15 protein-coding genes are annotated in these 26,918 nt (G+C 39.6%); 8 read left to right on the top strand and 7 right to left on the bottom strand.

Translation table 11 applies throughout. From position 1 onward, the window contains the following. Nucleotides 1–17: 17 nt before the first annotated feature. The 4 genes from ACIGG7_RS17300 to ACIGG7_RS17285 all read right to left on the bottom strand — a co-directional run bounded on the left by ACIGG7_RS17300 (nucleotide 18) and on the right by ACIGG7_RS17285 (nucleotide 6,952). Entirely contained in the window at nucleotides 18–1,577 is a 1,560-nt protein-coding gene (locus ACIGG7_RS17300) for a putative polysaccharide biosynthesis protein (protein ID WP_397550412.1), read from the bottom strand. Continuing rightward, nucleotides 1,577–2,311, bottom strand: a complete 735-nt coding sequence (locus ACIGG7_RS17295; protein WP_397550411.1) for a WecB/TagA/CpsF family glycosyltransferase — start codon at nucleotides 2,309–2,311, stop codon at nucleotides 1,577–1,579. The genes ACIGG7_RS17300 and ACIGG7_RS17295 overlap by 1 nt, the downstream gene beginning before the upstream one ends. Before the next feature lie 97 nt (nucleotides 2,312–2,408). Further along, on the bottom strand, nucleotides 2,409–4,349 hold the full coding sequence (locus ACIGG7_RS17290) for an S-layer homology domain-containing protein (protein ID WP_397550410.1): 1,941 nt from the start codon (nucleotides 4,347–4,349) through the stop codon (nucleotides 2,409–2,411). Nucleotides 4,350–4,918: 569 nt separating this feature from the next. Continuing rightward, nucleotides 4,919–6,952: a stalk domain-containing protein gene (locus ACIGG7_RS17285; protein ID WP_397550409.1), complete on the bottom strand. Its 2,034-nt coding sequence runs from the start codon at nucleotides 6,950–6,952 to the stop codon at nucleotides 4,919–4,921. A 331-nt stretch (nucleotides 6,953–7,283) separates the two neighbouring features. Between ACIGG7_RS17285 and ACIGG7_RS17280 the strand changes: the two genes are divergently transcribed. Continuing rightward, nucleotides 7,284–8,651: an N-acetylmuramoyl-L-alanine amidase gene (locus ACIGG7_RS17280; protein WP_397550408.1), complete on the top strand. Its 1,368-nt coding sequence runs from the start codon at nucleotides 7,284–7,286 to the stop codon at nucleotides 8,649–8,651. Between the two features lie 64 nt (nucleotides 8,652–8,715). Continuing rightward, on the top strand, nucleotides 8,716–10,398 hold the full coding sequence (locus tag ACIGG7_RS17275) for a S8 family peptidase (protein WP_397550407.1): 1,683 nt from the start codon (nucleotides 8,716–8,718) through the stop codon (nucleotides 10,396–10,398). 51 nt (nucleotides 10,399–10,449) lie between these two features. Here ACIGG7_RS17275 and ACIGG7_RS17270 read toward each other — a convergent pair whose 3' ends face one another. Further along, entirely contained in the window at nucleotides 10,450–11,457 is a 1,008-nt protein-coding gene (locus ACIGG7_RS17270; RefSeq protein WP_397550406.1) for a C40 family peptidase, read from the bottom strand. A gap of 503 nt (nucleotides 11,458–11,960) precedes the next feature. Between ACIGG7_RS17270 and ACIGG7_RS17265 the strand changes: the two genes are divergently transcribed. Continuing rightward, nucleotides 11,961–14,753: an S-layer homology domain-containing protein gene (locus tag ACIGG7_RS17265; RefSeq protein WP_397550405.1), complete on the top strand. Its 2,793-nt coding sequence runs from the start codon at nucleotides 11,961–11,963 to the stop codon at nucleotides 14,751–14,753. A 217-nt stretch (nucleotides 14,754–14,970) separates the two neighbouring features. Further along, on the top strand, nucleotides 14,971–16,026 hold the full coding sequence (locus tag ACIGG7_RS17260) for a copper amine oxidase N-terminal domain-containing protein (protein ID WP_397550404.1): 1,056 nt from the start codon (nucleotides 14,971–14,973) through the stop codon (nucleotides 16,024–16,026). 74 nt (nucleotides 16,027–16,100) lie between these two features. Here the strand turns inward: ACIGG7_RS17260 and ACIGG7_RS17255 are convergent, their stop codons facing one another. Continuing rightward, the gene (locus ACIGG7_RS17255) at nucleotides 16,101–17,225 is read right to left on the bottom strand and encodes a stalk domain-containing protein (protein WP_397550403.1); all 1,125 of its coding nucleotides are present in this window, start codon (nucleotides 17,223–17,225) and stop codon (nucleotides 16,101–16,103) included. A 264-nt stretch (nucleotides 17,226–17,489) separates the two neighbouring features. On the opposite strand from ACIGG7_RS17255, the gene ACIGG7_RS17250 reads away from it, so the two are divergent. Continuing rightward, nucleotides 17,490–18,491: a hypothetical protein gene (locus tag ACIGG7_RS17250; protein WP_397550402.1), complete on the top strand. Its 1,002-nt coding sequence runs from the start codon at nucleotides 17,490–17,492 to the stop codon at nucleotides 18,489–18,491. A gap of 116 nt (nucleotides 18,492–18,607) precedes the next feature. Continuing rightward, nucleotides 18,608–18,868, top strand: a complete 261-nt coding sequence (locus tag ACIGG7_RS17245; RefSeq protein WP_397550401.1) for a hypothetical protein — start codon at nucleotides 18,608–18,610, stop codon at nucleotides 18,866–18,868. A 210-nt stretch (nucleotides 18,869–19,078) separates the two neighbouring features. Here the strand turns inward: ACIGG7_RS17245 and ACIGG7_RS17240 are convergent, their stop codons facing one another. Next, complete coding sequence (locus tag ACIGG7_RS17240) at nucleotides 19,079–19,330, bottom strand: hypothetical protein (protein WP_397550400.1); 252 nt, start codon at nucleotides 19,328–19,330, stop codon at nucleotides 19,079–19,081. Between the two features lie 894 nt (nucleotides 19,331–20,224). Here ACIGG7_RS17240 and ACIGG7_RS17235 point away from each other — a divergent pair. Both ACIGG7_RS17235 and ACIGG7_RS17230 read left to right on the top strand, forming a co-directional pair. Further along, a complete protein-coding gene (locus ACIGG7_RS17235) occupies nucleotides 20,225–22,753 on the top strand; it encodes an S-layer homology domain-containing protein (protein WP_397550399.1) in 2,529 nt (842 codons plus the stop codon). 194 nt (nucleotides 22,754–22,947) lie between these two features. After that, nucleotides 22,948–26,877: an S-layer homology domain-containing protein gene (locus ACIGG7_RS17230; protein ID WP_397550398.1), complete on the top strand. Its 3,930-nt coding sequence runs from the start codon at nucleotides 22,948–22,950 to the stop codon at nucleotides 26,875–26,877. The last annotated feature ends 41 nt before the right edge of the window (nucleotides 26,878–26,918 follow it).

The raw sequence follows: 26,918 nt of genomic DNA, 5'->3' as shown, positions 1-26,918 counted from the left end.
CCTTTCAAATTTCATCTTTAGCGTACAAGTTTCCCTATTACAGGTAGTGTTGTCAATTCTTGTTTAGAAATTCCTTTTAATAGTACGATTAATGCAAAGAATATTATTGCCCCTACCACAGCGGCTCCACCTGCGTATACTAATGCTTGTAGCCTTGTCCAACTTGAGAGGGAGAAGAGCAGGGTAGGCAGGCCGATGATGGCCCCCATGATCAAGGAAGATCCAATGACGATAAAGGTTTGTTTCGTTGCCCATTTAAATGGGCTTTGCTTCTGTATAAACACACTATTTAATAGAAATAACACGATATACACGATCAATGTTGAAACGGCTGCTCCGGTCAACTCAAATTGTTGGATCAGGACAATGTTGACGATCGTTTTGATGATCACTCCAAAAACAATGATATATGCCGCCTTTTTTGCCAGGTTCATCCCTTGGAGGATACCGGTCCCGAGAACCGTCAATGAAGTGAAGACAGAACTGAAGCCAATGATGGCAAGTACGAGGCTTCCTTCCAAATCCGTGAAAAGGGCAAGGTTGAGCGGTAAGGTCAGGGCGAGAAGCCCGAATGCTGCCGGCCACGATAATAAGTGGGTGATCCGGTGTGTACGTTCGATCACACTTTTCGTTTCTTCTAATTGTCCCGCCGCCATTTTGCTTGTGATCAGTGGGATAAGGGGAAGGACGATGGAAGTGGCAAACACAGTAGCAATTTGTACAAGTGCCAGTCCACGTCCATAAATACCGTATAAATAGTTGATTTCCCCCTGGTCATTACCGGCGCTTTTCAGGGCAAATGGGATAGTGATCGAATCAATGAAATTCAATAATGCCATCGTGATGGCCCCAATGCATATCGGGATTGAAATGTGCAGGATACGCTTACCCCACTTCTTGAATGTCGAATACGTGTAGGGTGACGAAGGAAGCTTGTTTGTCGCTTTGAATCGATTGAATCGGATTCTCAGATAAATAAGGGAAACAAGCGCTCCGATGGAAGATCCGACCATGACTCCTCCAGCTACACTTTCATCCGAGAAGCCTTTTGATACAAGGTAGTATGCAGCAACCAGTATGAAGGCCACACGGATGAACTGTTCGATCACCTGGGAAAAAGCAGTCGGCTTCATATCTTCAAACCCTTGGAAGAACCCTCTATATACAGCCATGTAAGGGGCTATTAACAAGGTCGTGGATACGACGATCAATGATATCCTCGTCGCGGATCCGCCCAGAACATCTGCGATTTGATGGGAAAACATCCATATCAATAAGAAACTGATGACTCCGAACATCAGCGCGAGGATACTTGCTGACACATAAATGTCCTTGATGTTGTCTTCCTTTTTTTCAGCCCTTGCTTCTGCGATGAGCTTTGAAATGGCAATAGGGATGCCGGCTACGGACAGAATCAGGGCAACCATATAAACAGGGTAGACCAGGCTGAATATACCAAGCACTTCATCGCCGGCAATATTTTGTAAAGGAATACGGAATACACTACCCAATACTTTCGAGAGAAGGGTCGCGATCGATAAGATAAAGGTACTCTTGATGAATGTCGATTTACTCATTATGATTTCGTAACCTTTTTCTTCATTATAACGAGAGCAAACTTCGGAAGGGCAAGCATTCTTCTCCATCTGCTTGGCTGCTTCATGAGACGATAAAACCATTCCATGTTCATTTTCTGCCAGATTTCAGGTGCCCGTTCAACCGTGCCGGCTATAACATCAAAGCTTCCTCCGACACCCATGAACACTCCTGACGAAAAGGAGTCGATATTTTCAGAAATCCACTTTTCTTGACGGGGTACGCCCAATGCGACAAATACCATGTCAGGGGTAGCAGACTGGATTCTTTCTGCAATATCATTTTGATTCCAGTCAAAATATCCGTCTTGTTTACCGACGATTTGAATGTTGGGATAGTCCTTGTTGATGTTTTCGCAAGCCTTAGTCAAAGTGTCGGCTTTTGCCCCTAATAAAAATATTTTGTAGCTGCGCTCATTCGCTTTTTCTAACAAGCCGACCATCGTATCGTAGCCGGTCACCCGGCCAGGGAGGGGTTCGTTTAGGAGTTGAGCGGCTTTCACTACTCCAATGCCATCAGCAGTGACATAGGTTGCTTCCTTTGTAAGAGCCATAAAACTCTCATCCTCTTGGGCTTTCATGACGATTTCAGGGTTGGCCGTAATCACAAATACTTTGTCTTTTGCTTCTATATGATTCGTAAGCGTCGTGACGAATGATGGTTGGTCTGTATGGATAAATGGGATACCTAAAATATTTACATAGTTATTCATCATTTTTTCTCCTTTATAGTTCGCTATCCAATTACGCTTTAAATAATATAACACAAAAGGGGAACAACAAATAGTTGTTGTCCCCCTTCAATTATTACAATTATTTTGCAAGCGGCATAAGCTCGAGGCTTGTCCCGTATGCAGGGTATCCGTGACTGTATGCGAAGGCTTGTGGATAATTTTTACCCATGACATTCTTAGGTTCGATCTGATACCACATTCCAGAATCAGAGAATTCTTTCTTCACCGCTAGGGTTACTCCTTCATCAGGAATCTGGTAGAGAACGGAGGACCCTGATACAGTTGGCATATTACGAACGTTGACACTCGTTGTAATCGTCTCTGCGATATTATACTTATTCATCTCGCCAGGAATACCATATTGCTTACTGATATATTGATCCATCTGATACATCAAGCCGGAGATCTTTTGTCCCCAATAAGCATCGGAAGCATAACGTACGTTCATGCCCGAGCCTTTATTTCCGAGGTGTTCCCCTTCAAAGCGCCAATCCTTTTCATTGAAATACCCTGGAACGATGAATTTAGAGGCTGCATCCAGGATTCCCTGCTCGTAGCTGTCGTACGTCCATGCGCTACCGTATGGATCGCTGTCCACTGCTCCTATCCCGAATAAGTTATTCTTATCCTTGGCAATTCGGCTTGTACCCCAATTACTTTCCAATATGGCATGGGCCAAGAAGTAAAGGGCGTTCGTCCCATACTGTTCTTCTGCTTTCTTGAATGCAGAGCCTGTGCCGATCAATAAGCTATCGGGGCGTGCTTGCTTGAGGAAAGCATCAAGTTGCTCCCCTGTGTAGCTGCTCTTCGTATATAACGGCATTCTATTAAAATATTGAAATGCCTTTCCGGCATAGGCTCCAGTTGAAAGATAGAATTCATCTCCATCCCAGCTGTAATACTTTTCTCCGGCTTTCATGAATGAGGGAGCTTTACCATATGTATAGGATGCCCGTTCTTTCGTGATCGGGTTATAGATCTGGTGAATCAAGTTTCCTCCCACAGCTTGGTAATACGAACGATCTTCCACTAAGTTAAGGGGTGTCAGGTTGACCGTTTCCGGTTTTACAAATCCAGTGACATCTGCCACTTTCACCTTTACCCAGTTATCTCCTGCATCAAAGTATTTCATTTCCACACCTGATGTGACATACGTATGATTGGCTTTAAAGCTTGTATCTGTGTACACAACGGTATATTTATTAGAAACGGCAATACCATTAGGGATCCATACGATATTGTTACCGTGCAGGACGACTTGATCGTCACGTGCTTTTTCTTTCGCAGCATCGAAGCTATCGAATTCTCTTACGATGATGGGATCCATTCCTTTGGATATGGCGGCTACTTTATACTCCAGGTTCTGAGGAGGATATACGATCTTCAGCATACGGTTGATGACAGCAGCTGTTTCCCCACGTGTTGTATTGCTCTTAGGAGCGAATGAAACATTGCCTGCACTATCCTTTTTACCAGCCATAACATCCAGGTAGAGAAGACGTGAAATCGAATCAATGAAAATAGGGTTAATTTGATCCGTGTCCATAAATTCCAATGGTTCTTTTTCAGACAGGACCCCTTTGGCAGTCATGGCCCTCATGATCATAGCCGCCATTTCCTGACGGGAGATATATTTGTTCGGTTTGAAGGATCCGTCGCTGTATCCTCCGACAAGATTGTTATTACTTGCAGCAATGACAGCAGAATAATACCAATCAGTAGGTGCGACATCTGTAAATTGAGTCGCTTCCGACACCTGTGCTATGGAAACCTCGGCAGTCGTGATCGTATTAAGATCCAGTGCCCTAACGACAAACGTTGCGAATTCAGCCCGAGTGACATGGCGGTCAGGTAAAAATTCCCCTGGCCCGTATCCTCCTAAAATATCTTTCTCAATCAGAACTCTCATATCCCTTTCGAAATAATGTCCCGTAATGTCGTCTGCGGCATTTGAAACATTCGGAGATACTAATGAAAAGAACATGATAACAACTAGAAATATTGCTGATAAACGTTTCATTATTTGTTTATTCCTCCCAATTATATAACTTACTTCTAATCTACCAAAATTAATGTAAAAGTGGTAGAAAAATTCTACATAATCTATTATTTTCCAACATTATGTAACAAATATTGTGTAAGTTGTGAAAGGGGCGTATCAAATGCTCTGTCATTGAGGATGTGCCAGAGGGGGAAGGGTACTGCTTCGCTTTCCACGGACGTTCGGCCGAGCCTCCTCAGCACAGTTCGCTTCCGGGGTCTCGGCTCGCCCGTTTTCCGTAGGAGTCTACGCAGTACCCTTCCCCCTCTAAAGAAGTTTTTGGTGACAGAGCTAAAAGGTTCATATAAGAAAAGTAACATTCTTAGATTGAATTATAAGCAATTTTTTTAACATACGTTTGGAAATAGATATATAGATTAGAACTGCAAGCGAGGACCTCTTGTACTACTTAAAGACAATTTGCACATCAAAAAACCACAATGTTTACGAAAGCAGCCAATGAAAAAATCCGAACGAAGTTAAATTCGTTCGGATTTTTCTTTGACTAGAACACATTTATCCCAGTCTTATTATAATGATTGATTATATTATTCTACCGATGTACTAGCTTCAGTTCCTTCTTGCGTTAAACCTTCCTGATCATCGGCAGGAACATTTTGTGTCTCTTGTTCGTCTTGTGCTTCTTCAGGGTTCACTTCTTCTGTTGATGTGGAAGATTGCTGCATCTCCTGGTCGGTAGTTTCAGGTTGTGCGTCAGATGGTTCTTCCGTTGAAGAGTCCTCATCGTTTGTTTCGGTTACCGGTTCTTCCGCAGTATCGTTTCCTTCCGGTGCAGGTGCTTCTGCTTCATTACTTAGTGTGTTGATCACTAATGTTTTATTCGCCCCGTCCCATGTCAAATCCCATTGTAGAAGAGGGGAGATGAGTGATACTGGAATCATGGTGTTTCCTTCTATTATATTCACGTTGGTCGGTAGAGTGATGGACTCTCCATTGACGACTACCTGAGCGCTGTCTTTGGATACGTTCAATTCATGTCCTTCGAATGATACATGTAAGGACTTTCCTTCCCACTCATAGTGAGCATTGTAATCTTTTAGTAAGTCTGTAATCGGTGCGATGGTCGTCCCGTCCTGGATGCGTGCTTCTGGTTGAATGCTCATTAATTGATCATCCTTCTTCAAACTTACGATTGTTTCTTCATTAGATGTAGGTTCTTCTGGTGTTTCCGGTTCCTCAGCTTGGTCCGAAGTGGAGATATAAGCTGTACGGGAGGCAGAATCCCATTTAATCGTTGCACCTATCGCTTCACCGACAAATCTCAATGGAATCATGGTGCGTGAGTTAATGATCGTCGCCGGGGCGTCAAGAGTCTTACTTACCCCGTTTACGGTTGCGGTGCTTTTTCCAACGGTCATTGAAACAACTGTATCATCCTTTTTGATGACAGCTGTCTTGGTTGTGTTGTTCCATGTGAGGGAGGCGCCTACTTTTTCAAATACCCCACGCACAGGTACCATCGTACGGTAATTCATTAATACAGCAGGCTGATCGAAATTCATTTCTTCTCCATTGATGTTGACTGATACTTCAACGTGCTTATTTTCAGATCCTTTTTGGGAAAGCTTGTATCCTTGCTGGGCGATGTAGAGTCCCACGAGGCGATTTTCTTTCCATGTCTGATTAAATTCAGAAATAGGAACATTCGTTTCACCTGGGTAGTTTCCGATTTCTACAGTAAAGCCGGGACGGTCGAATGCAATGACGAACCAATCCGATAAGCCTCCGCCAGATGGGTTGGGAGTAGGCTGTACTAAAGAATATCCCGTCATACTGTTTAGTTGAAGGGCATAGGACTGATCCCTTGAAAAATACTCATCCTGGTGGAAGTTCCAGTAAATGATCTTTCCAGCTGTATGATAGGTGACAGCAATTTCAGGGTCAATACTGCGTACAAAATTCACAACCGCTTTTGTTTCCCTGGCTTGTTCCGGTGCTGTCCCTTTGTAGTTCTTATAAGCAGGTCTTCCGGTATTGTACTTAATGTTTTCCCAATCAGCATCATATTGGCGGTTTAAATCCACCCCTTTGGCATTGGCTTTCCAGCGTTTGAAGTTGGTGCTGCCATCATTGATTTGGGTCAAATACGCATGTGACGATTGAGGGAAAGCAGAAAGACCTTTCTGCTGAAGGGTCACTCCATCAGGATTCACCATAGGTACGAACCAAATGGTCGTTTTGTTCAATGTGTCTCTTACATTGTATTGATCCAGGTTATAGTGGAGCTGATAAAATTGAGCGTATTTATTGATCATGTACATATTAAGGTTGGTGGTCAACCATTCTCTCGCGTGGTGAGAGCCATCTATGTATACCGATTCTTTCCCATTACCGAGTCCCACGGCATAAATATTCCTGCCGTATTCGCTTTGTCCGATCACTTTATAACGGACAACTTCCGGGTAGGTTGCTTGAAGTTGCTTTATATCCGCTACCATTTCTTCATATGTATACGTTTGGACCGGCTCCACGATATCGTGCTTTGAGGAAGCCTTTGTTTCATCTGTATCTATTAAAAATGCCAATAAAAACATGATTAATAGACCCATTCTCCATTTCACTATCGTCTCATCTCCCATTTCATTTTTTCTCAACTACTCTAGTGTAAAGGATATAAGCAAGAAATCAATGGGATGAAACATCCTAATAGAGTGCTAAAAACCAAACGCTAGGTATAAATACCTATTCATTTCGACAGATTAATTTACTAGAATTGGATATGGATGTATGTATTTGTCAAAATGAGGGGGATAGTGTAAAAATGTCCAGAACCTGCGTTTTCTTATACCTTTGGAATTTATTTCCGCGAACAACATTTTGATTAGTACTTCATTCCCTGTGAAAACGGTCGATAATTCTATGGAATAAACAATTATGGGGGAATAGAATTTCATGTTAAGAAGAAAAGTGTCGTTAATGTTACTGCTGTCAGTCATGGTCATGAGTAGTGTATTTGCAGGCAGGTCGATGGCAGAAATGCAGGACATTCCATCGAAATTTTCAGAAGAGATTGAATATCTTCTGAAGTTGGAAGTGATCACGGGCTATCCGGATTCTACATTCAAACCCGACCGGAATGTCACAAGAGAAGAAGCGGCAACCATGATTGGGAGGGCCCTAAAGTTAGATGGAGAGAAAAGAGAAACCTCATTCAATGATGTGAACGCTGCATCTTACGCTTCAGGCTATATCCAGTCCGCATATGAGAAGGGCATCATTAACGGTTATGGAGACGGTTCCTTCTATCCAAGTAAGGATATTACCAGAGGTGAAATGGCCTTCTTGATTTCAAAGGCGTTTAAACTTGAAAAGACAGGCGTCATCTCCTTCAAGGACGTTGCTAAGACAGGGGCACAGTCAGAGGCGATCAATAAGCTGACAACAGCAGGCATTGCGGATGGCTATCCTGATGGTACATACAAACCCGATGCGAAAATTTCCAGAAGTGAATTCTCCCTGCTTGTGGCGAGAGGATTGAACTCTGAGTTCAGAGTCGAGGCTACCTTAAAGCCGATAGGGGAAAGGTTCGTCAATACAACCGCCTTGAATGTGAGGTCTGGTCCAGATGTCTCGTATGATAAAGTGGGACAGGTATCACTTGGCAATAAACTGCTACTCTATCAAACAATCGGTGATTGGGCATACATATCATATGGAAGTTTGAAAGGATATGTCCATACTGCCTATCTCAGTGAGTCAAGTTCTCAGAGAATCATCTCCATAGATGCTGGGCATGGGGGAGATGATAATGGAGCAAGCGGAAACGGATTATTAGAGAAAGAGATTAATCTGGCTGTCGCTCTTAAGTTAAGAAACAAACTTGAAGATGAGGGGATAAAAGTAGTGATGCCCCGGACAACCGATGTGTTCGTAGAGCTTAATGATCGAGTACAATATTCGGTCCAGAATAAGGCCGATACATTCCTCAGTATTCATACGAACAGTTTTAGCGGTGACTCTGCCCATGGGACAGAAACCTATTATTACACTTCCTCTTTAAGGTCTGAGGAAAGTAAACAGCTGGCGACCTTTGTAAATAATAGACTATATAAAGCCTGGGGAACGTTGAACAGGGGCGTGAAGGTAGAGGCGTATCGCGTGATTGCCTACAATCCACTGCCTGCAGCCTTGGTTGAGTTAGGGTTTATTTCCAATAAGGATGATTCTATGAAGTTGGGATCCAACCAATATAGGGATATAGCAGCAGAAGCAATCTGCCAGGGGATCTTGGATTATTATGAATGGAAAGAATCGAAATAAGACGGGGACGGGCATAGTATTGTCCGTCTTTTTTCTATAGAATAAGAGAAAAGGGGTGAGTGAGTTGAAGAGATACATAATAATGGCGTTCATGTTGTTCATTATGGCTTTACAACCGGTATCGAATGTATCGGCCAATTCCATTTCTTCTGATCAGGAAGAAACCGTGAGGATGACCATCGGATTTAAAGATCGGATCGATTTAAGCGTATTAGACTCGTATCCATATGAAATCCATCATGTCATTGATCGTTTGAAAGCGGTATCTGTTAGTCTTCCCCAATCAGCACTCAGTGATATTGAGAAATCTGAAGGGATTGACTGGGTTGAAAAAGACCAGGAAGTGAAAGTCGATGGGCAAGTGGTCGACTGGGGGCATGCCCCCGTAAAGGCAAGTGAAGCGAGCCGTTCCGGTTATACGGGTAAAGGAGTCAAAGTCGCGGTGATTGACACTGGAATCAGCAGCAGTCACCCGGATCTTCATGTCCGCGGTGGTGTTTCATTTGTGGACGGTGTGGAAGCATTGAAAGATGATAATGGTCATGGCACTCATGTAGCCGGTATCATCGCCGGGATGGACAACGCCATTGGTGTCCTGGGTGTGTCTCCGGGTGTTGAACTGTATTCCGTTAAAGCACTGGACTCGGGCGGAATTGGTAATCAAACGGACGTGGTTGCCGGAATCGACTGGGCCATCAAGCATGATATCGATATCATCAATCTGAGTATTACGACTTTCACTGATTCCCTTGCTTTAAAGAAAATCATTCAACAAGCAAACGAGAAAGGAATCCTTGTGACGGCGGCTTCAGGAAATGAAGAAACAGGAGCGGGACAACCAGCAGGCACGGATATCGCCTACCCAGCCAGATACGATGAAGTCATAGGTGTCGGAGCCATTACTCAAGAAATGAAGAGAGCGTTATTTTCCTATATTGGACCTTCATTGGAATTTACGGCACCTGGAGAAAGAATCTACAGCACGTATGTCACCAATGGTGGCGCTACAGATGGCTATGCGTACATGTCAGGTACTTCCATGGCTACTCCATATGTAACGGGAGTGATGGCGCTTTATAAAGAAGCATTTCCTGATTTGTCCTCGGAAGAGCTTCGTTCATTCGTTCAGGAGCACGCATTGGACCTAGGACAGAAAGGCAAAGACGATCAATATGGATTCGGTCTCATACAATCACCCTATGCGATGAGTGTGAATAACTTCAAAGATCTGAAAGGGGATGCGTGGTATTCGGAATCCATCGAATACCTTTTGGATCAGGAATTAATAGCGGGTTATCCGGATGGAACTTTCCGTCCCCATGAACAGATCACACGAGAAGAAGCCGCAACGATTATCGGGAGGACCTTCCATTTGGATGGAGAAAGAAGAGCATCCATTTTCCCCGATGTGAAACCTGATTCGTACAGCTCGGGATTTATAGCATCTGGTTATGAGCAAAACCTGATAACGGGTTACCCTGATGGCACTTATAAACCCAAGCAGTCCATTAATAGAGGGGATGCAGCTCTGATCCTTTATAGGGCGTTCGCCTATCCTTTCAAGAAGAATGATGTTTTCTCGGATGTAAAGGAAGAAAACTATTTCTATCAGGCAGTGAGCACATTAAGTGCAAGCGGGATTACGAATGGATATAAGGACGGAACCTACAAAGCAGACCGGGACATTAGCAGGGCAGAGTTTTCTGTTATGCTTGCAAGAGCGTTGCAGTCTGCTCCGGAGAATTAAAAAAACGCCATTGTCACTTATAAATCTGTGACAATGGCGTTTTGGTTTTTATTATTGAGTTAATGCTCTATAAAGGAAGACGGAGAATTCACTTCTCTTCGTTTCTTTATTCGGCTGGAATGTATTGTTTGAATAACCAGTGGCGATGGAACTTGCGGTTAATGTCTGAACATCGTCATATGCCCAGTGAGAGTCCGGTAGATCATTGAAGTGTCCAGTTGTTTCCTGACTTGTCAGGTTAAACGCCCTGTTAAAAAGGGCTGCGATCTCCCCTCTGGTGATGGGGCTGTCCGGATTGAATTTTCCGCTTCCGTATCCTACGAATAAACCTTTCTCAGTTGCTGCTGTAATATACTCATTTGCCCAATGGGAAGTACTTACATCTGAAAACGTGGTCCCTTTACTGCTTTTTAGATCGAAGGTTTCACTGAGCATCTTAGCCACTTCTGCTCGGGTTACGGTTGAATCGGGTTTGAACATGCTGTACTGGTATCCGTTGATGATACCTTTCTTACTTAAATACTCGATTTCATCTTTTGCCCAATACTTGGCGGAAACATCATGATACTGTCCAGTAGGAAGAGTGGCAGGCGGTGGAGTTTTTTCTTCTTCTTTAATCACTCGCTTGGCCCCTGCATATTTTGCTCCCCAATAATAAGGATCATTGATTGAATCGACTTTGACGCCGCTGTTTGCAGCTGAAATGAATTGATCATTTCCTATATAGATCCCAGTGTGGGATATTCCTTGCTTATATGTATTTTTAAAGAATACTAGATCACCTGGCTGAAGGTTTGACTTCGATACGCTTGTCCCAATATTGAATTGATCCGCCGATCCATGTGGAAGGTCCATCCCGATTTGATCGAATACATATAGGATGAATCCTGAGCAATCAAACCCACTCGGTGTCGTTCCGCCCCATTTATATGGAACTCCCTGGTACTGCATGGCAATGGACGTAACTTTATCGCCATCCCCTGACTCTGAAGCGCTTACTTGAGAAGCTAGACTGAAAAACAGCATGAATGACAATAGTACACTTATTCTTTTTTTCAACTTTCTTTCCCCCGTTTATATCTAGTGAGATATTTTTCCTACAAAAATGGTATCACACTCCCAAACTAATTTATTTTACAGTTATGTAACAAAAATAACTGAAATTTCTACAAATTACGTTAAAACGTTTTAAAATACTAGAAAATAAGTGTAATAAGTCCAATATTTTCTTAATAAATTAGATAAATTTGCTATAACTAGTAAAAAAATAAACTTTTTTGGGAGTTTTTATTGAAAAAAAGTTAGATTGATGTAATATAAGTGTAACGAGTAATTTTCCCTGCAATAGAAAAAGTATCCAGAATAATTGAAAAAAGTGGTTGACGTGTAAAATTATTGTAATTATACTAGTACTTGCGTTGCAGGTTTATTTGCTTAAATGAAGTCACTAATTTCCAAGTTTACAAACAGATTACGCGATACATATATCAAACTATGATCCTATGTTTGTCTCAAACTCGTGAATTAGTTAATTGTTATAATTTAAGGAGGAAACACACAAAATGGCTTATCAATCAAAGTCTAACCGCAAGTTTTTAGCAACATCTTTAACAGCTGCTATGGTTGCTTCTGCTGTAGCTCCAGCAGCAAGCGCAGCTTCAACTTTCCCAGACGTGAAAGAAGGAAGCTTCTATTTTGAATACGTTTCAGCTCTAGCTGAAGCAGGAATCATCGACGGCCGCCCTGACGGATCTTTCGACTTAGGTGGAAAGCTTAACCGCGCTGAAGCAGCTAAAATGATTGCGAAAATCATCAAGCTTGATACTACTGATGCTCCAGCATCATCTTTCGAAGACGTTAAAGAAGATGTATGGTACACAGATTACATCAACGCTCTTTACGCTGAAGGATTAATTGACGGTGTATCTGAAACAATGTTCGCTCCAAACAAAGAATTAACTCGTGCTCAACTAGCTAAATTAGTTGTTGACGCTTACGGTTTAGAGCTTGACGCTTCTGCTGAACACCCATTCACAGACGTTAAAGAAGATGTATGGTACACAGACTACATCAAAACTCTTTACAAGCATGAATTAATCGACGGTAAAACTGCTACAACATTTGCTCCTAACGAGCCAATCAAACGTGCAGACTTTGCTAAACTTCTAACTGAAGCTGACTGGGCTGTAGGTGATACTCTTGATAAACCAATGGTAGAAGTTGTTGGTGTAAATGCAGTAAACGCTACAACTGTTGTAATGAGCTTCAACAGTGCAATCGGATCAGTTTCACATGAAAACTTCTCTATCGATGGTGGCTTAAACGTTTCTAAAGCTACACTTTCTGCAGATGGAAAAAGTGTTACATTAACATTAGATGGTAATCTAGTTGATGGTAATACCTACAAAGTAACTGCAAAAGATATCAAAGGAGCTAAAGGTGAAGTTGCAGAAGTTCTTGAAGGTTCTTTCAAATGGGAACTTACTAATGCTGATGCAATCTCTTTATCAAAATCTACTTTCCACCCAGGTGAAAGCCTTGTAAACTACTTAGAAGTTCGTGATGAAAACGGAAACGTTGTATCTAACGAGAACTTCAAGGCTGTTACATTTACTTCTGATAACACTACAGTTGTAAATAGCAGTGGAGTAGCACAAGATAAAAATGGTACTGCAAATGTAACAATTAAAGTTGAGTATAAAGATGGAACATTCTCAACTCAAACTGTTGCTGTAAAGGTTGAGAAGGTTGTAATTGCTGATAACAAAGGGTTCACTTTTGTTGAAAAAGCTGATTATTCTGATGCACCTGAAAACACAGTAGAATTCAATATGTTAGCTGCAGCTGGAGATGCTGATACATCTGTATTCGTTGGTGATTCTGAGTATATTGCAATGTACAATAATACTTCAGATAGCAACCCTATGGATAAACATCTTTCTCCAAGTGAATATGAATTCACTTCAAGTAGCCCATTAGTTGCTCAAGTTGGTCAAAATACTGGTGCAGTTACTGGTATCGCAGCAGGTAAAGCAACAATCACTGCTAAACACCTTACAACTGGAAAAACTTACAAAGCTGAAATTGAAGTTAAAGATGCTCCTAAGTTAAATGGTCTTTCTGTATCAGCTAACCAATTAACTTTAAGTGATGAAGCTGTTGATGGAACAGGTACTGTCGTTACTGGAGTAAACCAAAAAATGGTTGAACTAGAAGGTCTTGACCAATATGGTGAAGAGTTTACAGCTAACTTCGGCACAAAATCTACTGATGATACTGATAAGCAAGTATTTACTGATGTATTTAAATCAGGAGATGTATTAACGGTAGCTACTGATTCTAAGGACTTCAAGATCGCTGTAGATAATAAAGGTGTGTTAACTGTAACAGCACTTGGAACTGATAAAGCTGTTAATGGTGCAGCGATTAAAGTATCTTACAAAGCATCTGCAAGTGACGCATCAGCTAAGTATTCTTCAACAATCAATGTTAATGTTGTCAACGTAAGTGCTGCAGCTACTTTAGCGGAAGCAGTGAAAAATGCCTCTTCTATTGAAGTTGTAAGTAGTGCTACTTCTACTAATGCTAAATATGAAGGCACAGTTTATGATGATGTAGACTTTATGGCTTTTGTTAAAGATTCTAACGGTAACCGTGTTGCTGATGCTACTAGCTTATTAACTGTAGATGTAGCTGCTGCTGATCAAGCTAAGTATATCTTAGATGACTCAATAACTCATAAAGTTCAATTTGCTACAACTGCACGTAAGTTAATGACTGATAGCGGATCTGCTAGTGTGAATTGGGAAGTGAAATCTGGAACTAGTGTGTTTACTGGTGCTCAGACTCTATCTGTATCAAATACTTACCCAGCTCCACATGAAGTAACTGTAAGTAACCAAAATGTATTTGTTAAGGCTACCGATGCTGTATCAATCAACGATATTCTATTCGGAAAAGTTAGCAAAAATGAAATGCTATTAGATTCAGATGATGGTAACTATGCATATGCAATCAAAGCTGGTAATGACGGCTATGTAAGTGGTTTAGCCCCAATGGTATCTGCGAAAGATAACACTGGTAAATCAGTTGCGCTTGGTGCTAATGTTTACGGTTTAACATTTGATGGCAGTGACATGGCTGATGCTAGCGCTTTTGCGGTAGATTCAGGTTATGATTTAGAAGCTGAAACTGTAGTAACAAATACTACTGGTACTGCGAAATATGATGGTAGCAAGTTCACTGGAAACGGTACTCTTACGTTAATCGTTAATGAAGTATACGTTAAAGGTGATACTCGTACTGACAAAAACTTATTAGCTTCTCCTGTAACTATCAGTGTTACAGTGAAGTAATAATATTGATTAGAAGGAAAGCCTTGGAGATATCTCTAAGGCTTTTTTTTACGGAAAATTTATAAACTACAAAGTTCTATATGTTCAAATTAATGTAGATTTACATGAATGAGGAATTGTACCTATGTATAATGAATGGTAAAATAGAACTATAAAAGTGCTATATATCAATTAAATGGTGATTAGTGAAGATTATCAAGGGTTGAGGTGGAAGAGATTGAAAAGAAAGTTATTATGGTTATGTAGTGTGCTTGTACTGGTGGGACTATTTAGCTCTGGAAATCAAGCAAGTGCAGCGCATAACCAGGTGAAAGAATTAGATGGAGGTCTAATACATAATGGTAGAACATTAATTCCGATGAGGTCACTTTTTGAGGCTTTAGGCGTTGATGTCAAATGGGATCAGACTACAAAAACGGTTACGGCAATTAAGTCTGGTAAAGTGATTAAGCTAAAGGCGAATTCTAAGCAGGCAACGGTAAATGGTAAGAATAATAATTTGGATGTACCTACAAAAATTATTAATTCAAAAACGATGGTACCAGTCAGATTTGTAAGTGAAACACTTGGTGCAAACGTAAAGTGGGACCAGGGATCGAGTACTGTATCGGTCGAGGCACATGACCTGATTGTATTAATTAAGGTTGTGGCACCAAATGAAGAATTATCAAAAAGTGAAATTACTAATATCATTAAAAAGGCAGAAGCTGAACTTAGGGTAATATTTACTAGAGATACAGATAAATATTTCAGTCATACATTAAATGATTCGGTAAGAATAAAAAGTAAACAACAAGCAATGAACTATTACACTAGCAATTTTATTAAGAACTATTGGACTGAGATTTATAGAAGCTTTGAGACGGAGCTATGGTTTCTCCCGTATTCATATAAAGATGAAACGGATTATTACATAAAAGCGCAAACACCAAATAAAATCGTTATCGATTTTCTTTTATATGGCGAGATGAATGGGGAACAATACTTAGAATATAAATTAATAAAGAAAGATAATAAGTGGTTAATTGAGTCTTTCAATTATTTTGTTACCATTAATCAAGCTAAATCAGATGTTAAGCAGAAACTATTTGGATATAATCAAATTAGTGACAGTATCATGTTCATGTATGATGGCGAAAACGAATCATTAGAGGAAATGGCAAACCGCAATAGCTACACCATACATGTATTTCAGGATGCACCAGACTTCGTTAGAACGATTGGCTTTTATGACGTAGATAAACGAACAGGAAAGATCACTTCGTATTATTAAAGAGAAGTCTCTACAAATAACAATTCTAAAAGACCTTTTCAGGATTCCGACTGAAAAGGTCTTTTTGGTTCTTACTATTTCACTTCCACCATCAAATCTCCCCAATGATCAACTCTTATAGGCCCATAAAAAATGTCAGGACTATATATATTCAGAAAATATTTTCCTGGTTCACTGAAAGAAAATTCTTGAGAGAATTTCTTGTTGTGAACTAAGATCTTGTCATTAGATAGGGATGTGAACTGATGGTTTTCATATTTATAAAGTAAGATAGTCAAGTAGTTTACGGCGACTTCATTTTCTTTAATGGTCCCACCTAATGTGAAACTCTCTCCAGTTCGTAGTTGAACATATTTACTTGCAGGTTTATCCACATTTAAATATTGATGGTCATCTGGAGTAACTGGAATGTTCTCTTTAGGTCTCCATATGATCTCAAATTGTTTAGATCCCATGGAATTTGCTGTGATTGTAACAGGATTTATGCCGGGATTTATGGTTTTTTCAAATTGGACCCGGTTGAATGTCTTATTATCCAGTTTAATGTTTTTTTCAATGTTATGCCCTGAATAGCCAAACCCTCCATTACCTGTAGACTCCAAGAAATGCGGTGCAAGGATACTGTCTTGATAAAGTACAGTGAACGAAACGGCAGAACTGGTTGAATGCATTTCAGGCTTTAATATCTCGATGATTTTTTCGCTCCAACGCCATACTAGATTGCCTTTGTCATATCCTACACTAATTCCCAAATCGGGCATCGCTTTGACCGGTATATATAATCTTCCGTTATATATAAACGGGATAGGGATTGAATTATAAGTATCGGTTGTTCCATCAGAGTTCAAGCTATACTTATTTCCTGCTTGGAACCCGATTCTCCGGTTTAAGTATTCTTCTCTTAACGCGATTTGTACAGTCTTCTTCTTGTTATCCCACTGAACGGTACCAATGTCTAAATCTCTAATGAGCTTAATGGGTACAAACGTCCGGCCGTTACGGTTTATATACGGATCTGCCGAAATGCTCTTACCATCGAAGACTGCTTTTGAAGAATTCTTCGACATCTTAAGTTCGTGCTGTTCCAAGTACATCTTGGCAACATCCTGCTCACCTTGTGATTGAGCAAAAGCGACAGGTGATGCAGATAACAAAGAGACAAGTAGAACAGTAGTGGAAATGATTGAAATTATTTTCATATTATTCCTCCTCTATAGTTAGACGGATAAAAGAGATGAAAGGTTTCAGAGGAGGCCAAGGGGACAGGTACCTCGGCTCATCATTTGTACATTCTAATATCTAGGCAGTTTAATAGAACTCCTGCTTATGTGTTCTCCACCTTTTTACAAATAATACCCAAAAGTAGATTTTCTTTTGCTATAATGCATAGAGTGACAAAGGAAAATTATTACTTTCCAATCAAATAAATACAAAGAGTCATGTTAAGTAAGGAGTATATATTAATGAAGAAATTGATTGCAGTTATTTTTCTGTTTGCGTCTGTTGGGATTTATCTGTTCATCTATTTTCCATCAGATGAACGAAAAGTAAAGAATTATGCCAAAAGTGAATATGGGATTGATGTAGAGGTAAAGAAAGTATCAAATAAAGGGTTTGGATCAGATGAAACATATGTAGTGTTTCCCGAAAACCATGAGGATTTGGAATTCGCTATTTCATTTCCTAATGGTGCTGGAGAGATAACAGACAACTATTCAAGAGCATTAGCGGCGGACGAGAAACTTCACCAATTAAAAAAAGTGATGCCAGGGATAAAGGGACTTGGCTTTGAGGCTTCAGATAACGGGAAACTGAAGGTAAACTTTGTGAAAATAGGTAAGGATCCATCTGAAAATAAATATCTGGTTAATCTATCCTCGCCGAAACCTATAGAAATAGCAAAGTTTGAAGAAGAAGATTTAGACAAATATTTTAAGTTACTAACATTGATTCAGGAGAGCAGGGCAGAAATCAATCGGGTTTACATTACCGATGAGCGAAGCGCTGTTGACAGCAACACTATAGAATTTAACATGGATAATCTTAAAAATGTTAAAACGAAGGAAGATTTATTATTCCATCTAAAAAGATTCAATTGGGAGTTGGCAAGCTATTATGCAAACAAGAAATGGGAATCCGAGAAAGAGAAAATAGAAAATGGACGTTTCACATTTGGTTCTGAATATGATGATTATTGGTTTAATTGTGGAGAATTGAATGAGCAAGAGGAATGTACCAGTATACTTGCACTTGTTAAATTCAAGGAAAATAGTCTGAACAAACAAAATGTCTATTTAAAAGAAGATCTAATATCCATCCTTCATTTCTTTGATCGTATTGCCCCAAAGGCCAATATAGAATACAGATTTATAGAAAAAGGATCAAATGAATCGAAAAGATTCACCGAATATGAGATTAAAAAATATCATGACATCTCCGCATTTATTGATAAGAACCTCAGATAAAGAGCCAGGGGGACAGGTACCATGGCTTCTTTTGGGGATCATCCCAAACCAGGGTGTTAGATGCCGTGGTTCTTTTGAACATCATTACAATCTTCAACGATTATGGGGAGGACAATATGAAGAACAAAAATAAAGCAGTTTACATCATTTTAGTCTTTTGGGTTATTGCAACAGTATACCTTTTTTACAAATATTCACTTCAAGCTGGTTATTGGGATCAGCCACTATATGCTTCTTTAGCACTTTATTTCCTCTTGGTTATTGTGTATAAAGGTTTTAACAAAATGATTGCAGTCCTTTTCTTAGTATATATAGTCTTTGGTTTGTGGGTCATCGCGGATCTTTTTGGAGTCATCAGCGATGTACTTGGGGCTTGAATCATAATGGATCAGTCCTTTTTCGTGTCTATTAATACATTAGGGGTACTTATTTGCGCATGAAGAATAGATGAACTTGTTTAATTTTTTAATCATTTGGTTTTATTAGGTGATAGGCCTCTTTTTTCTGTAAGAAGACACTCTAAAACCCCTATTCAGAATTCTGAATAGGGGTTTTTAGCTGGAATTTAACTTAATAAACAAGGATTCTTATTTCTTTGTTTTTTTTAGAATCTTATCGAGCATTCTTTCGCTTTCTTGTTTCGTCTGTTTCGTTTCATCTATTAGCATTTTATAGGAATGTACGCTTCCGTCGTCTCTAAAGGATAAATCAATCACTACTCCATCCGAAAGTTTCTTGGAGAGTGCTTCATCTGTAATAATCACTTTATGATCTTCGTTTCCTCTTTCCAAAAAAGTAATTTGATCACCATCAATAAAATCCACTGTATAGGTCTTCAATATGTATCACCCATCATACTATAACAAGCCGGAAGGAGGCTTGGGGTCAGTTGGTTTATCTTCGCGGATGATATTCCCATCTTTATCGTGATAATGGTATTCCCCTGTTTCCAATCCGTATTTAGCACAATTCGTCCATTAGCACAATTCGTCCAGTACGTGTGTCCGCCATTGGCATCTGTACCACCCGGAGAAGCGTCACGAACGTCAGAATCGTAAATAATGATATTAGTTTTTTCATAATATCCCCCTGTAGTTATGTATTCAACAAGATTGGAACATGTCTGTAATATTACTGATAATACCTTCCTGTATTCCAATTTAATCCAATAATATATTAAACCAGGATCCTAAGGGTGACGGTTTTCTAGTATTGGTTGGGTCGAATAAACCTCTTTATAATGGCGTTCATTTTTACTAGGAATAATATCATATGCATTTAAAATGGATGATTTTTATTAGGGAATAATAAACTCATGGTAGCAAGAGAAAAATCTTGTTTTAGTAACATGTTTTTACCATTGACAATTTAATATTATTGAGATCTTGTGTACTGTTATGGAATATTAAGGATTTATATTAGTGTTAACTTATTCCATAGATAACATTAAATTTCTGTAATTCCCCTAATAAATTCTAAATTTCACTTAAGTATATCCAAAAATAAAATTAATTTACTAATGTGGTAAATTAATGTAATAGTATACATGTTATATATTTACATAGTTTCCTTTGATATAATTCAATTGGTAAATGAGGTAAGCATTAGAATATTTATGTATTTTACTGAGCTTAAATACCTTATTTACTAATCATTTAATAACCGGTTCAGACGGTTGTGGGATTTATGGATTATTTTACTTTATATATTTTTTACAGGGAGGCAATTTTTTAATGGCTTATCAATCAAAGAACAACAAGAAGTTCATGGCTTCAGCAATTACAGCAACGATGGTAGCGACAGCTGTTGCACCAGCAGCAAGCTTTGCGGCAAATGATTTCGAAGATGTACCACAGGATAATTTCTACTATGAGTATGTGACTGCTCTTGCAAGTGCAGACATCATCGATGGACGTCCGGATGGAACATTTGATTTAGGCGGAAAGATCAACCGCGCAGAAGCTTCCAAAATGGTAGCGAATATCCTTAAATTAGATACAGCTAGCGCACCGGCTGCTGATTTCACAGATGTAGATCAATCAGTTTGGTATGCTGAATATATTAACGCTTTATATGCAGAAGACTTGATCAACGGTAAAGGCGCTGGCAAATTTGACCCTAAAGGGACTTTGACTCGGGGTGAATTCGCTAAAATGGTCGTGGATGCTTACGGTTTAGAGCTAAAAGCAGACGGTCCTAAAGCTAACTTCACAGATGTAGACGGAGACAAGTGGTATGCTGATTACATAGAGATTCTTTTCTCTCACGGTCTTATCACTGGTACGACAAGCACAACTTTCTCTCCTGACGCTCAAATCAAGCGTGCTGATTTCGCTAAGCTATTAACGATCACTGACTGGGAAGAAGGTTCAACACTTGAGAAACCAGCTACAGATGCGACTGAAGTGGCAAGTGTAAAAGGTGTTAACGCTAAAACAATCGAAGTGAACTTCACGAAAGCAATCGATGAAGATACGTTAGAATCTGCTGAAGGTAACGCACTGATCACTCTAGTAGCAGGTAAAGATGCAGCTAGCGGCGGAACTGTTACTCAAGAACTAAGCGAAGATGGGAAAACTTTGACTTTCACTGCATCTGACATCTTCAAAGGTAACTACACTGTGAAAGTTCCATTCGAAGCAGTGAAAGATGTTGACGGTGAGTTCGTTAAACCTGTAAACGCTCCTGTAAGTGTAAATGATACGGCTGCTCCAGTATTAAAATCTGCATCAGCTAAAATCAAAGACACGAAAGATGGAATCAAAAACATCACATTAACATTCGATGAAGAGGTTAAATCGATCGAAACGGTAAAAATCGGAGCTAAAAACTATACTCCTGAAATCAGTGGTAACAAAGCGATGATCACAGTAGATCTTGATGCTTCAGAATCACACAATATCACAGTAGTGAAAGCGAAAGATGCTGTTGGTAATGTGAAAGATGTACAAGCTGCTCCATTAGCAGTATCTGTGGATAACATGGCTCCTTCTATCAAGAGCATTGAAGCAGCTGGTGAAAACAAAGTGACAGTAACGGTTGATGAAGAGCTTAAGAATGATACTCTTGCCCTTACTGCTAAAGTTGGAACTTTCACAGCTAATATCGTAGAAAAAGTCGAAGTGAACCCATTAAACAAAAAAGAATTCACAGTGACTTTAGATAAGGATTATCTATATAAATCAAGCAACTCTGAAACAGTCACTCTTACAGTAGCGAAAGAAGCATTATCTGATGAAATCGGTAACACAAACGCTTCTGAAATCACTAAAACCGTTACTGTTTCTAAAGATGCAGCTGCTCCGGCACCAGTAAAAGTTGAAACATCTAAAACGGATGGAAAAGTATCTTCATTCTCTGTAACATACAATGAAAAAGTAGCTTCTCCAGTTGCGAGCAAAATTTCAGTTGTGAACTCTAAAGGAGAAATCTTCTCTCAATCTCAAGTGATTGCAGATGTAAAAGTTTCTACTGATGGTAAAACGGTTACATTCACACTTGCTAATGATGTGGAAACAGATACGTACAGCTTTGTACTGGCAGAAGGTTTCGTTATGGACCAAGCGCTTACACCAAATAAAAGTGCTAAATACAACTTCTCAGTTGATGTAACAGAAGATGGTGAGCCGGTTGAAACAACGTTCGAAGTAGTTGGCGCAACTTCAACTGACAATGTCATCACTGTTGACTTCGGTGCAAAAGTAAAATCTACTGGAACAGGTTCTGCTTTAAACCCGGCTGCTTATGAAGTAAACGGTGTTGAACTTCCAGCAGATACAGAAGTCGAATTCGGTATGACTGACGGTAAAGTAGATCAAACGAAAGTGGCGATCACTCTACCTGAAGGATTCGTTAAAACAAGCGATGCGAAAGCAATCTTCACTGTTGATGGTGTTCAAACACTTGATAACAAAGAAAGCCTTCCATTCACTAAAACTCTAGCGATTACTGACAACACTGCACCAGTAGTGAAATCAGTCGTGGCTACAGGATTAAAAGAACTAACTGTTTCTTACTCTGAAGCGATTGATGTTGCTATGGTTAACGCTACACCAGCAACCATTTCAGATGAAATCAAACTTGTTGACAGCAAAGGTGCTGCAGTTCAATTCTCTTCTTACACAGTAGAAGAAGGTAAGCTTGTTCTTACAGTAGTAGATTCTTCTCTTGTGAAGTCTCTAATGACTACAGAATCTGCTGATGCTGACATCATGGATGCTGCAGGTAACGGGCAGAAAGCTGGTTTGACTGTAAGTAAGTAATAAATTAATAGATTTAAATGATAAGCCATGCAGAGTGATCTCTGCATGGTTTTTTATCGTGATCACGAATAGGGTATAATTACCTAACGAAAAGGGTTTTTGTGGAAAAATATATTCTAATTGGATAAGTTTTCTAGTATAATAGAACGGGAAGTTCGTTAAAAAGAATATTTTCTATCCAAGGAGGATGAAGAGTGAAGAGTGTTAGGAAATGGGTAAGTGCAATTTTAGCATTATTATTAGTTTTTCCCTCATTAAATACCGCTCATGCCGAAGAGACTACAGACATTGATGGTCATTGGGCAGAAGCACAAATTAAAGAAGCAATACATAGTGAATTAGTAAATGGGTATCCCGACGGAACATTCAAACCCAATCATTCCATTTCAAGGGCTGAATTTGCGGCCATGGTGAACCGCAAATTCAATTTTTCTGAAAAGAAAAAGATTCAGGCTCCAGATATGAACGGAAAGGAATGGTATGCAGAAGACCTGTCTGTGGCAGTCGGTTCTGGTTACATGAATGGATATGAAGGTGGATTCATGAAACCAAAGGCACCAATCAGCCGGCAGGAAGTTGCTGTAATTGTGGCCAGATTAATAGATTTGGGACAAAATAGTAAAGCTGCGAATGTTTTTAAAGATAGAATACCTGAGTGGAGTAAAGGCAGTGTAGGAGCAGTTGTGTCAGAAAAGTTGATGATTGGTCTGCCAAATGGGGAATTTGCCCCTACGAAACCAATCACTCGTGCCGAAGCTGTCGTTACCCTTGGACGTGTCAAAAGAGATTCAGTCACTTATGCCAAACCAGGTGTATATGGTCCGAAAGATGGGGCTGAAACCATTCAAACAGATGTAACGGTTTCGGCCAAAGGTGTAACATTGCAAAATCTTGTAATTGAAGGTGATCTACTTCTTACAGAAGATATAGAAGAAGGGGATATCAATCTAAACAATATAACCGTAAAAGGGACCACTATCATCAAGGGTGGGGGCGAGAACAGTATTCATGTAAATGATTCGACCCTAAAGAAAGTAATCATTGCTAAGAAAAACAACAAAATACGAGTGGTGGCGTCTGGAAGCACCAAAATCACCGAAGTAATAGTGCAATCAGGTGCAAAACTGGAAGAAGAAAAGCTTTCGGGTAATGGATTTGTAAGTGTGAAAATAGAAGCAAAGGAAAAGGCAACCATCATTCTGGATGGAAAATTTGAAACGGTTGTTATATCTTCAAGCAATCATACAATTCATATTCCACTGGGAGCAATCGTAAATACCATCACCATTGATCGTGAAGTATTAATTAAAGGGGATGGAAAGATAAACGAAGCAAATATTAATGTTAAAGGTGTCCAATTAGATATTATTCCGGTGAAAACAAATTTCAAAGATGGAATCAAGGACCCTACATCCACGTCATCAGGTGGTGGAAGTTATAACCCTCCAATCAGTGGAGGTAACTCCTCTGGAGAAGTGACTGTTGAAGATGTAAGTAACATAGAAAAAACGGTTCAACTCGGCCAAAGTTTTACACTGCCAGAAAAAGTAGCAGCAACAATGAGTGACAATACGGTAGTTGACAAGTCCATCATTTGGGATGGGAAAGCCTCCACAAGTGACATTGGTACATTCATCTATGAAGGAAAGGTAGAGGGTTACTCAACGAAAGTAATCTATACTCTTAGTGTTCAATTAGACGGCTATTCTGAAGATGAAACAGGTACCATTGCATATGTTACAACAAGTGGTGCGATTGCCCATGCCAAAAATGTCATCACCATTCAGGGAATTGTTGTTCAAGGTGAATTGAAGGGGCCGCTAACGTTACCAGAAGGCATCTCCATTCCAATTACAATCGAAACGGATGGTACAACATTAGATTTAAATACTAATACCTTAGAAAAGGTAACCGTTAATGGAGATAATGTAATATTAAAAAATGGAACAGTAAAAAATATAGTATATAAGGATACTATTTCTTCCATTACATTAATGGATATTACTGATGAGTCAACTACTAATCATATGATTCATAATGGTGGTAGTATAAAGTTAACCGTTAATTTAACAGGTGACACTGAGTTAACTGGCGATGTCCAATTACAAGGTGGACCCATAGAAATAGATGGGGATACAGGAAAAATAAGCGGTATCGTCCGAGTAGAAACAGAAAGTGAAGCAACTTTATCTGTACCGGTGACAACTGTGGTTGTCGATTACGATCATGCTGTTGTAAATATAAATGAAAACACGGCAATCGGTAAAATGACTGTACGAAAGAACGCTACAGTTAATTTAGGTAGCGGTGCGACAATTGAGACTCCTGAAAAACGTTCTGGAGTTACTGTTACAGTCAATAATGACGTCGTTTTTGGAATTGCTTCGTTCAAGGTTCAATCAAGTATATTTAACGAAGTACTGGACATTGTTGATTTAGAGAGATATATACATGTGTCAGAGAATTTCATTCAAGCGGCAGAGCCTGGGTATTTGGATGGGCAATTCCCGCAGGGAGCAATTGATACACTCGAGATAGCAAAAGGTCAAGCAAATACTAAATTAAGTGATATTAAAGGATCAACTGATGATCTGTCCACGAAACAAGCAAAAATAGACGCAGCAACTGTGGAAATGAAAGCAGCATTAGCTACATTCTCTGAAAAACGCATTTTCTTAGATTCATCCACCCTGCGTTTCAAATTGCGCGAGATGGAACAATTATTATCGCGGACTGCTATTGGGGACACATATGGACAAGTACCTCAAGGTGCATACGATGCATTTAGTACAGTCGTTCAAGAAGTGAAAGCAGCTTACGAAGCGGGATTAACTCAGGAAGGTTTACAGGAACAAATGGGTAGACTGGACGCAGCCCATGATGATTTTAAAAATGCTTATCAAGAGTTGCCCTTCTTTGACCCCAATTCATCAACTATTGACGGAAGTATTTCATTTATTCTTCCTGAAGCAGAGAGTGGAGAAGTGTTTACGGATTTTGGTGAATTTAAAGTATTGAACGAATCCACAGGTAAATATATTGAAACAGGTTGGTCAATTATTACAGGTGATCACAGTTTAGGCTGGAATACGATGGAATTGACTCAGCTGAATGAGTACGAAGTGAATTTAGACGAAGTAGAAACAGTATATTTCACTGTTCCATCCAACAAACACATATATACTGGAACGTTTACGACAAACCAGTTTAAAAGCAAAGGTGAAGTGCAGCTGAGTAATAAGGCTAATGTGACGGGGACACTTGATATAACTGTCGATTCTGCGAGCGAGAGCTTTGACGTCACTCATTTGTTAGTAAATAGAGTGGATGAGATTATGGAAAAACAATGGTCATCAAGATACGAGATAGCGGAATCTACAAAACTTCCGACCGGATTGTATGATGTAGAGGTATATGGTTACGATGAAAACCATGAATATATCTTAAAGAAAAAGGAAGTAAAAGTTAGTGAAGGGAAGAACGATATCCATTTCACTTCTAGTGCTGAAGATACCATCAATTTAAGCTATGAGGATTTTACAGGATGGAACCTTGAGGCATTTGATTACCAGGCGCTAGATTCAAATTTGAGATATTTTCATTATTATGTTGGAGATATGAGAGATCTTTCTGACTCAATTAAGTTATCCGATGCCTATGAAGGTATAGAGGTTGGATACTACGCAGATCATCCTGATCGTGCAGGGGAACAATGGAGATATCGGGTAAGCATTCCTCATCAATCGGGTGAAGATGAGAATATTAAGACCTCTCCACATTTTGAATTTAGTATTAGGGAAACCCAAGAAGGGGTTACTCTTGCCCCAGATGTATCATTAAGCTCAACTTTCAATATTGAAATTGTAAATGATCTAGGTCATGAATTGATAGACCTTAGTTATTATCATGAACATGGTTATTTGAATTACGGAGGGCAAATTACAGTTAAAGAACTATCAACTGGAATAGAAAAAACAAAAGCATTGGAGCATATTCGAGAATTTAAGTATATCTCTTTAAACGATGTTTTCCCTGGAGTAAAAGGTGATGTAGAAATCACGTTTTCGATGAATGACTCACTGTTCTTGATTCCTTCTGTTACGAAAGTAATTACAGTGCAATAATGAAATAAAAAGCGGTGAGAGCATGGATTCTCTCACCGCTT

This window comes from Rossellomorea sp. NPDC077527, assembly GCF_044542955.1.
Lineage (GTDB): Bacteria > Bacillota > Bacilli > Bacillales > Bacillaceae_B > Rossellomorea > Rossellomorea aquimaris_E.
Note: the sequence above shows the minus strand (reverse complement) of the source record. Positions and strands in the feature narration are given on the sequence as shown.

Bases quoted from the DNA above. Each gene is read 5' to 3' on its own strand.
- ACIGG7_RS17300 (WP_397550412.1), bottom strand. From the start codon at position 1,577: ATGAGTAAATCGACATTCATCAAGAGTACCTTTATCTTATCGATCGCG.
- ACIGG7_RS17295 (WP_397550411.1), bottom strand. From the start codon at position 2,311: ATGATGAATAACTATGTAAATATTTTAGGTATCCCATTTATCCATACA.
- ACIGG7_RS17290 (WP_397550410.1), bottom strand. From the start codon at position 4,349: ATGAAACGTTTATCAGCAATATTTCTAGTTGTTATCATGTTCTTTTCA.
- ACIGG7_RS17280 (WP_397550408.1), top strand. From the start codon at position 7,284: ATGTTAAGAAGAAAAGTGTCGTTAATGTTACTGCTGTCAGTCATGGTC.
- ACIGG7_RS17265 (WP_397550405.1), top strand. From the start codon at position 11,961: ATGGCTTATCAATCAAAGTCTAACCGCAAGTTTTTAGCAACATCTTTA.
- ACIGG7_RS17255 (WP_397550403.1), bottom strand. From the start codon at position 17,225: ATGAAAATAATTTCAATCATTTCCACTACTGTTCTACTTGTCTCTTTG.
- ACIGG7_RS17250 (WP_397550402.1), top strand. From the start codon at position 17,490: ATGAAGAAATTGATTGCAGTTATTTTTCTGTTTGCGTCTGTTGGGATT.
- ACIGG7_RS17245 (WP_397550401.1), top strand. From the start codon at position 18,608: ATGAAGAACAAAAATAAAGCAGTTTACATCATTTTAGTCTTTTGGGTT.
- ACIGG7_RS17235 (WP_397550399.1), top strand. From the start codon at position 20,225: ATGGCTTATCAATCAAAGAACAACAAGAAGTTCATGGCTTCAGCAATT.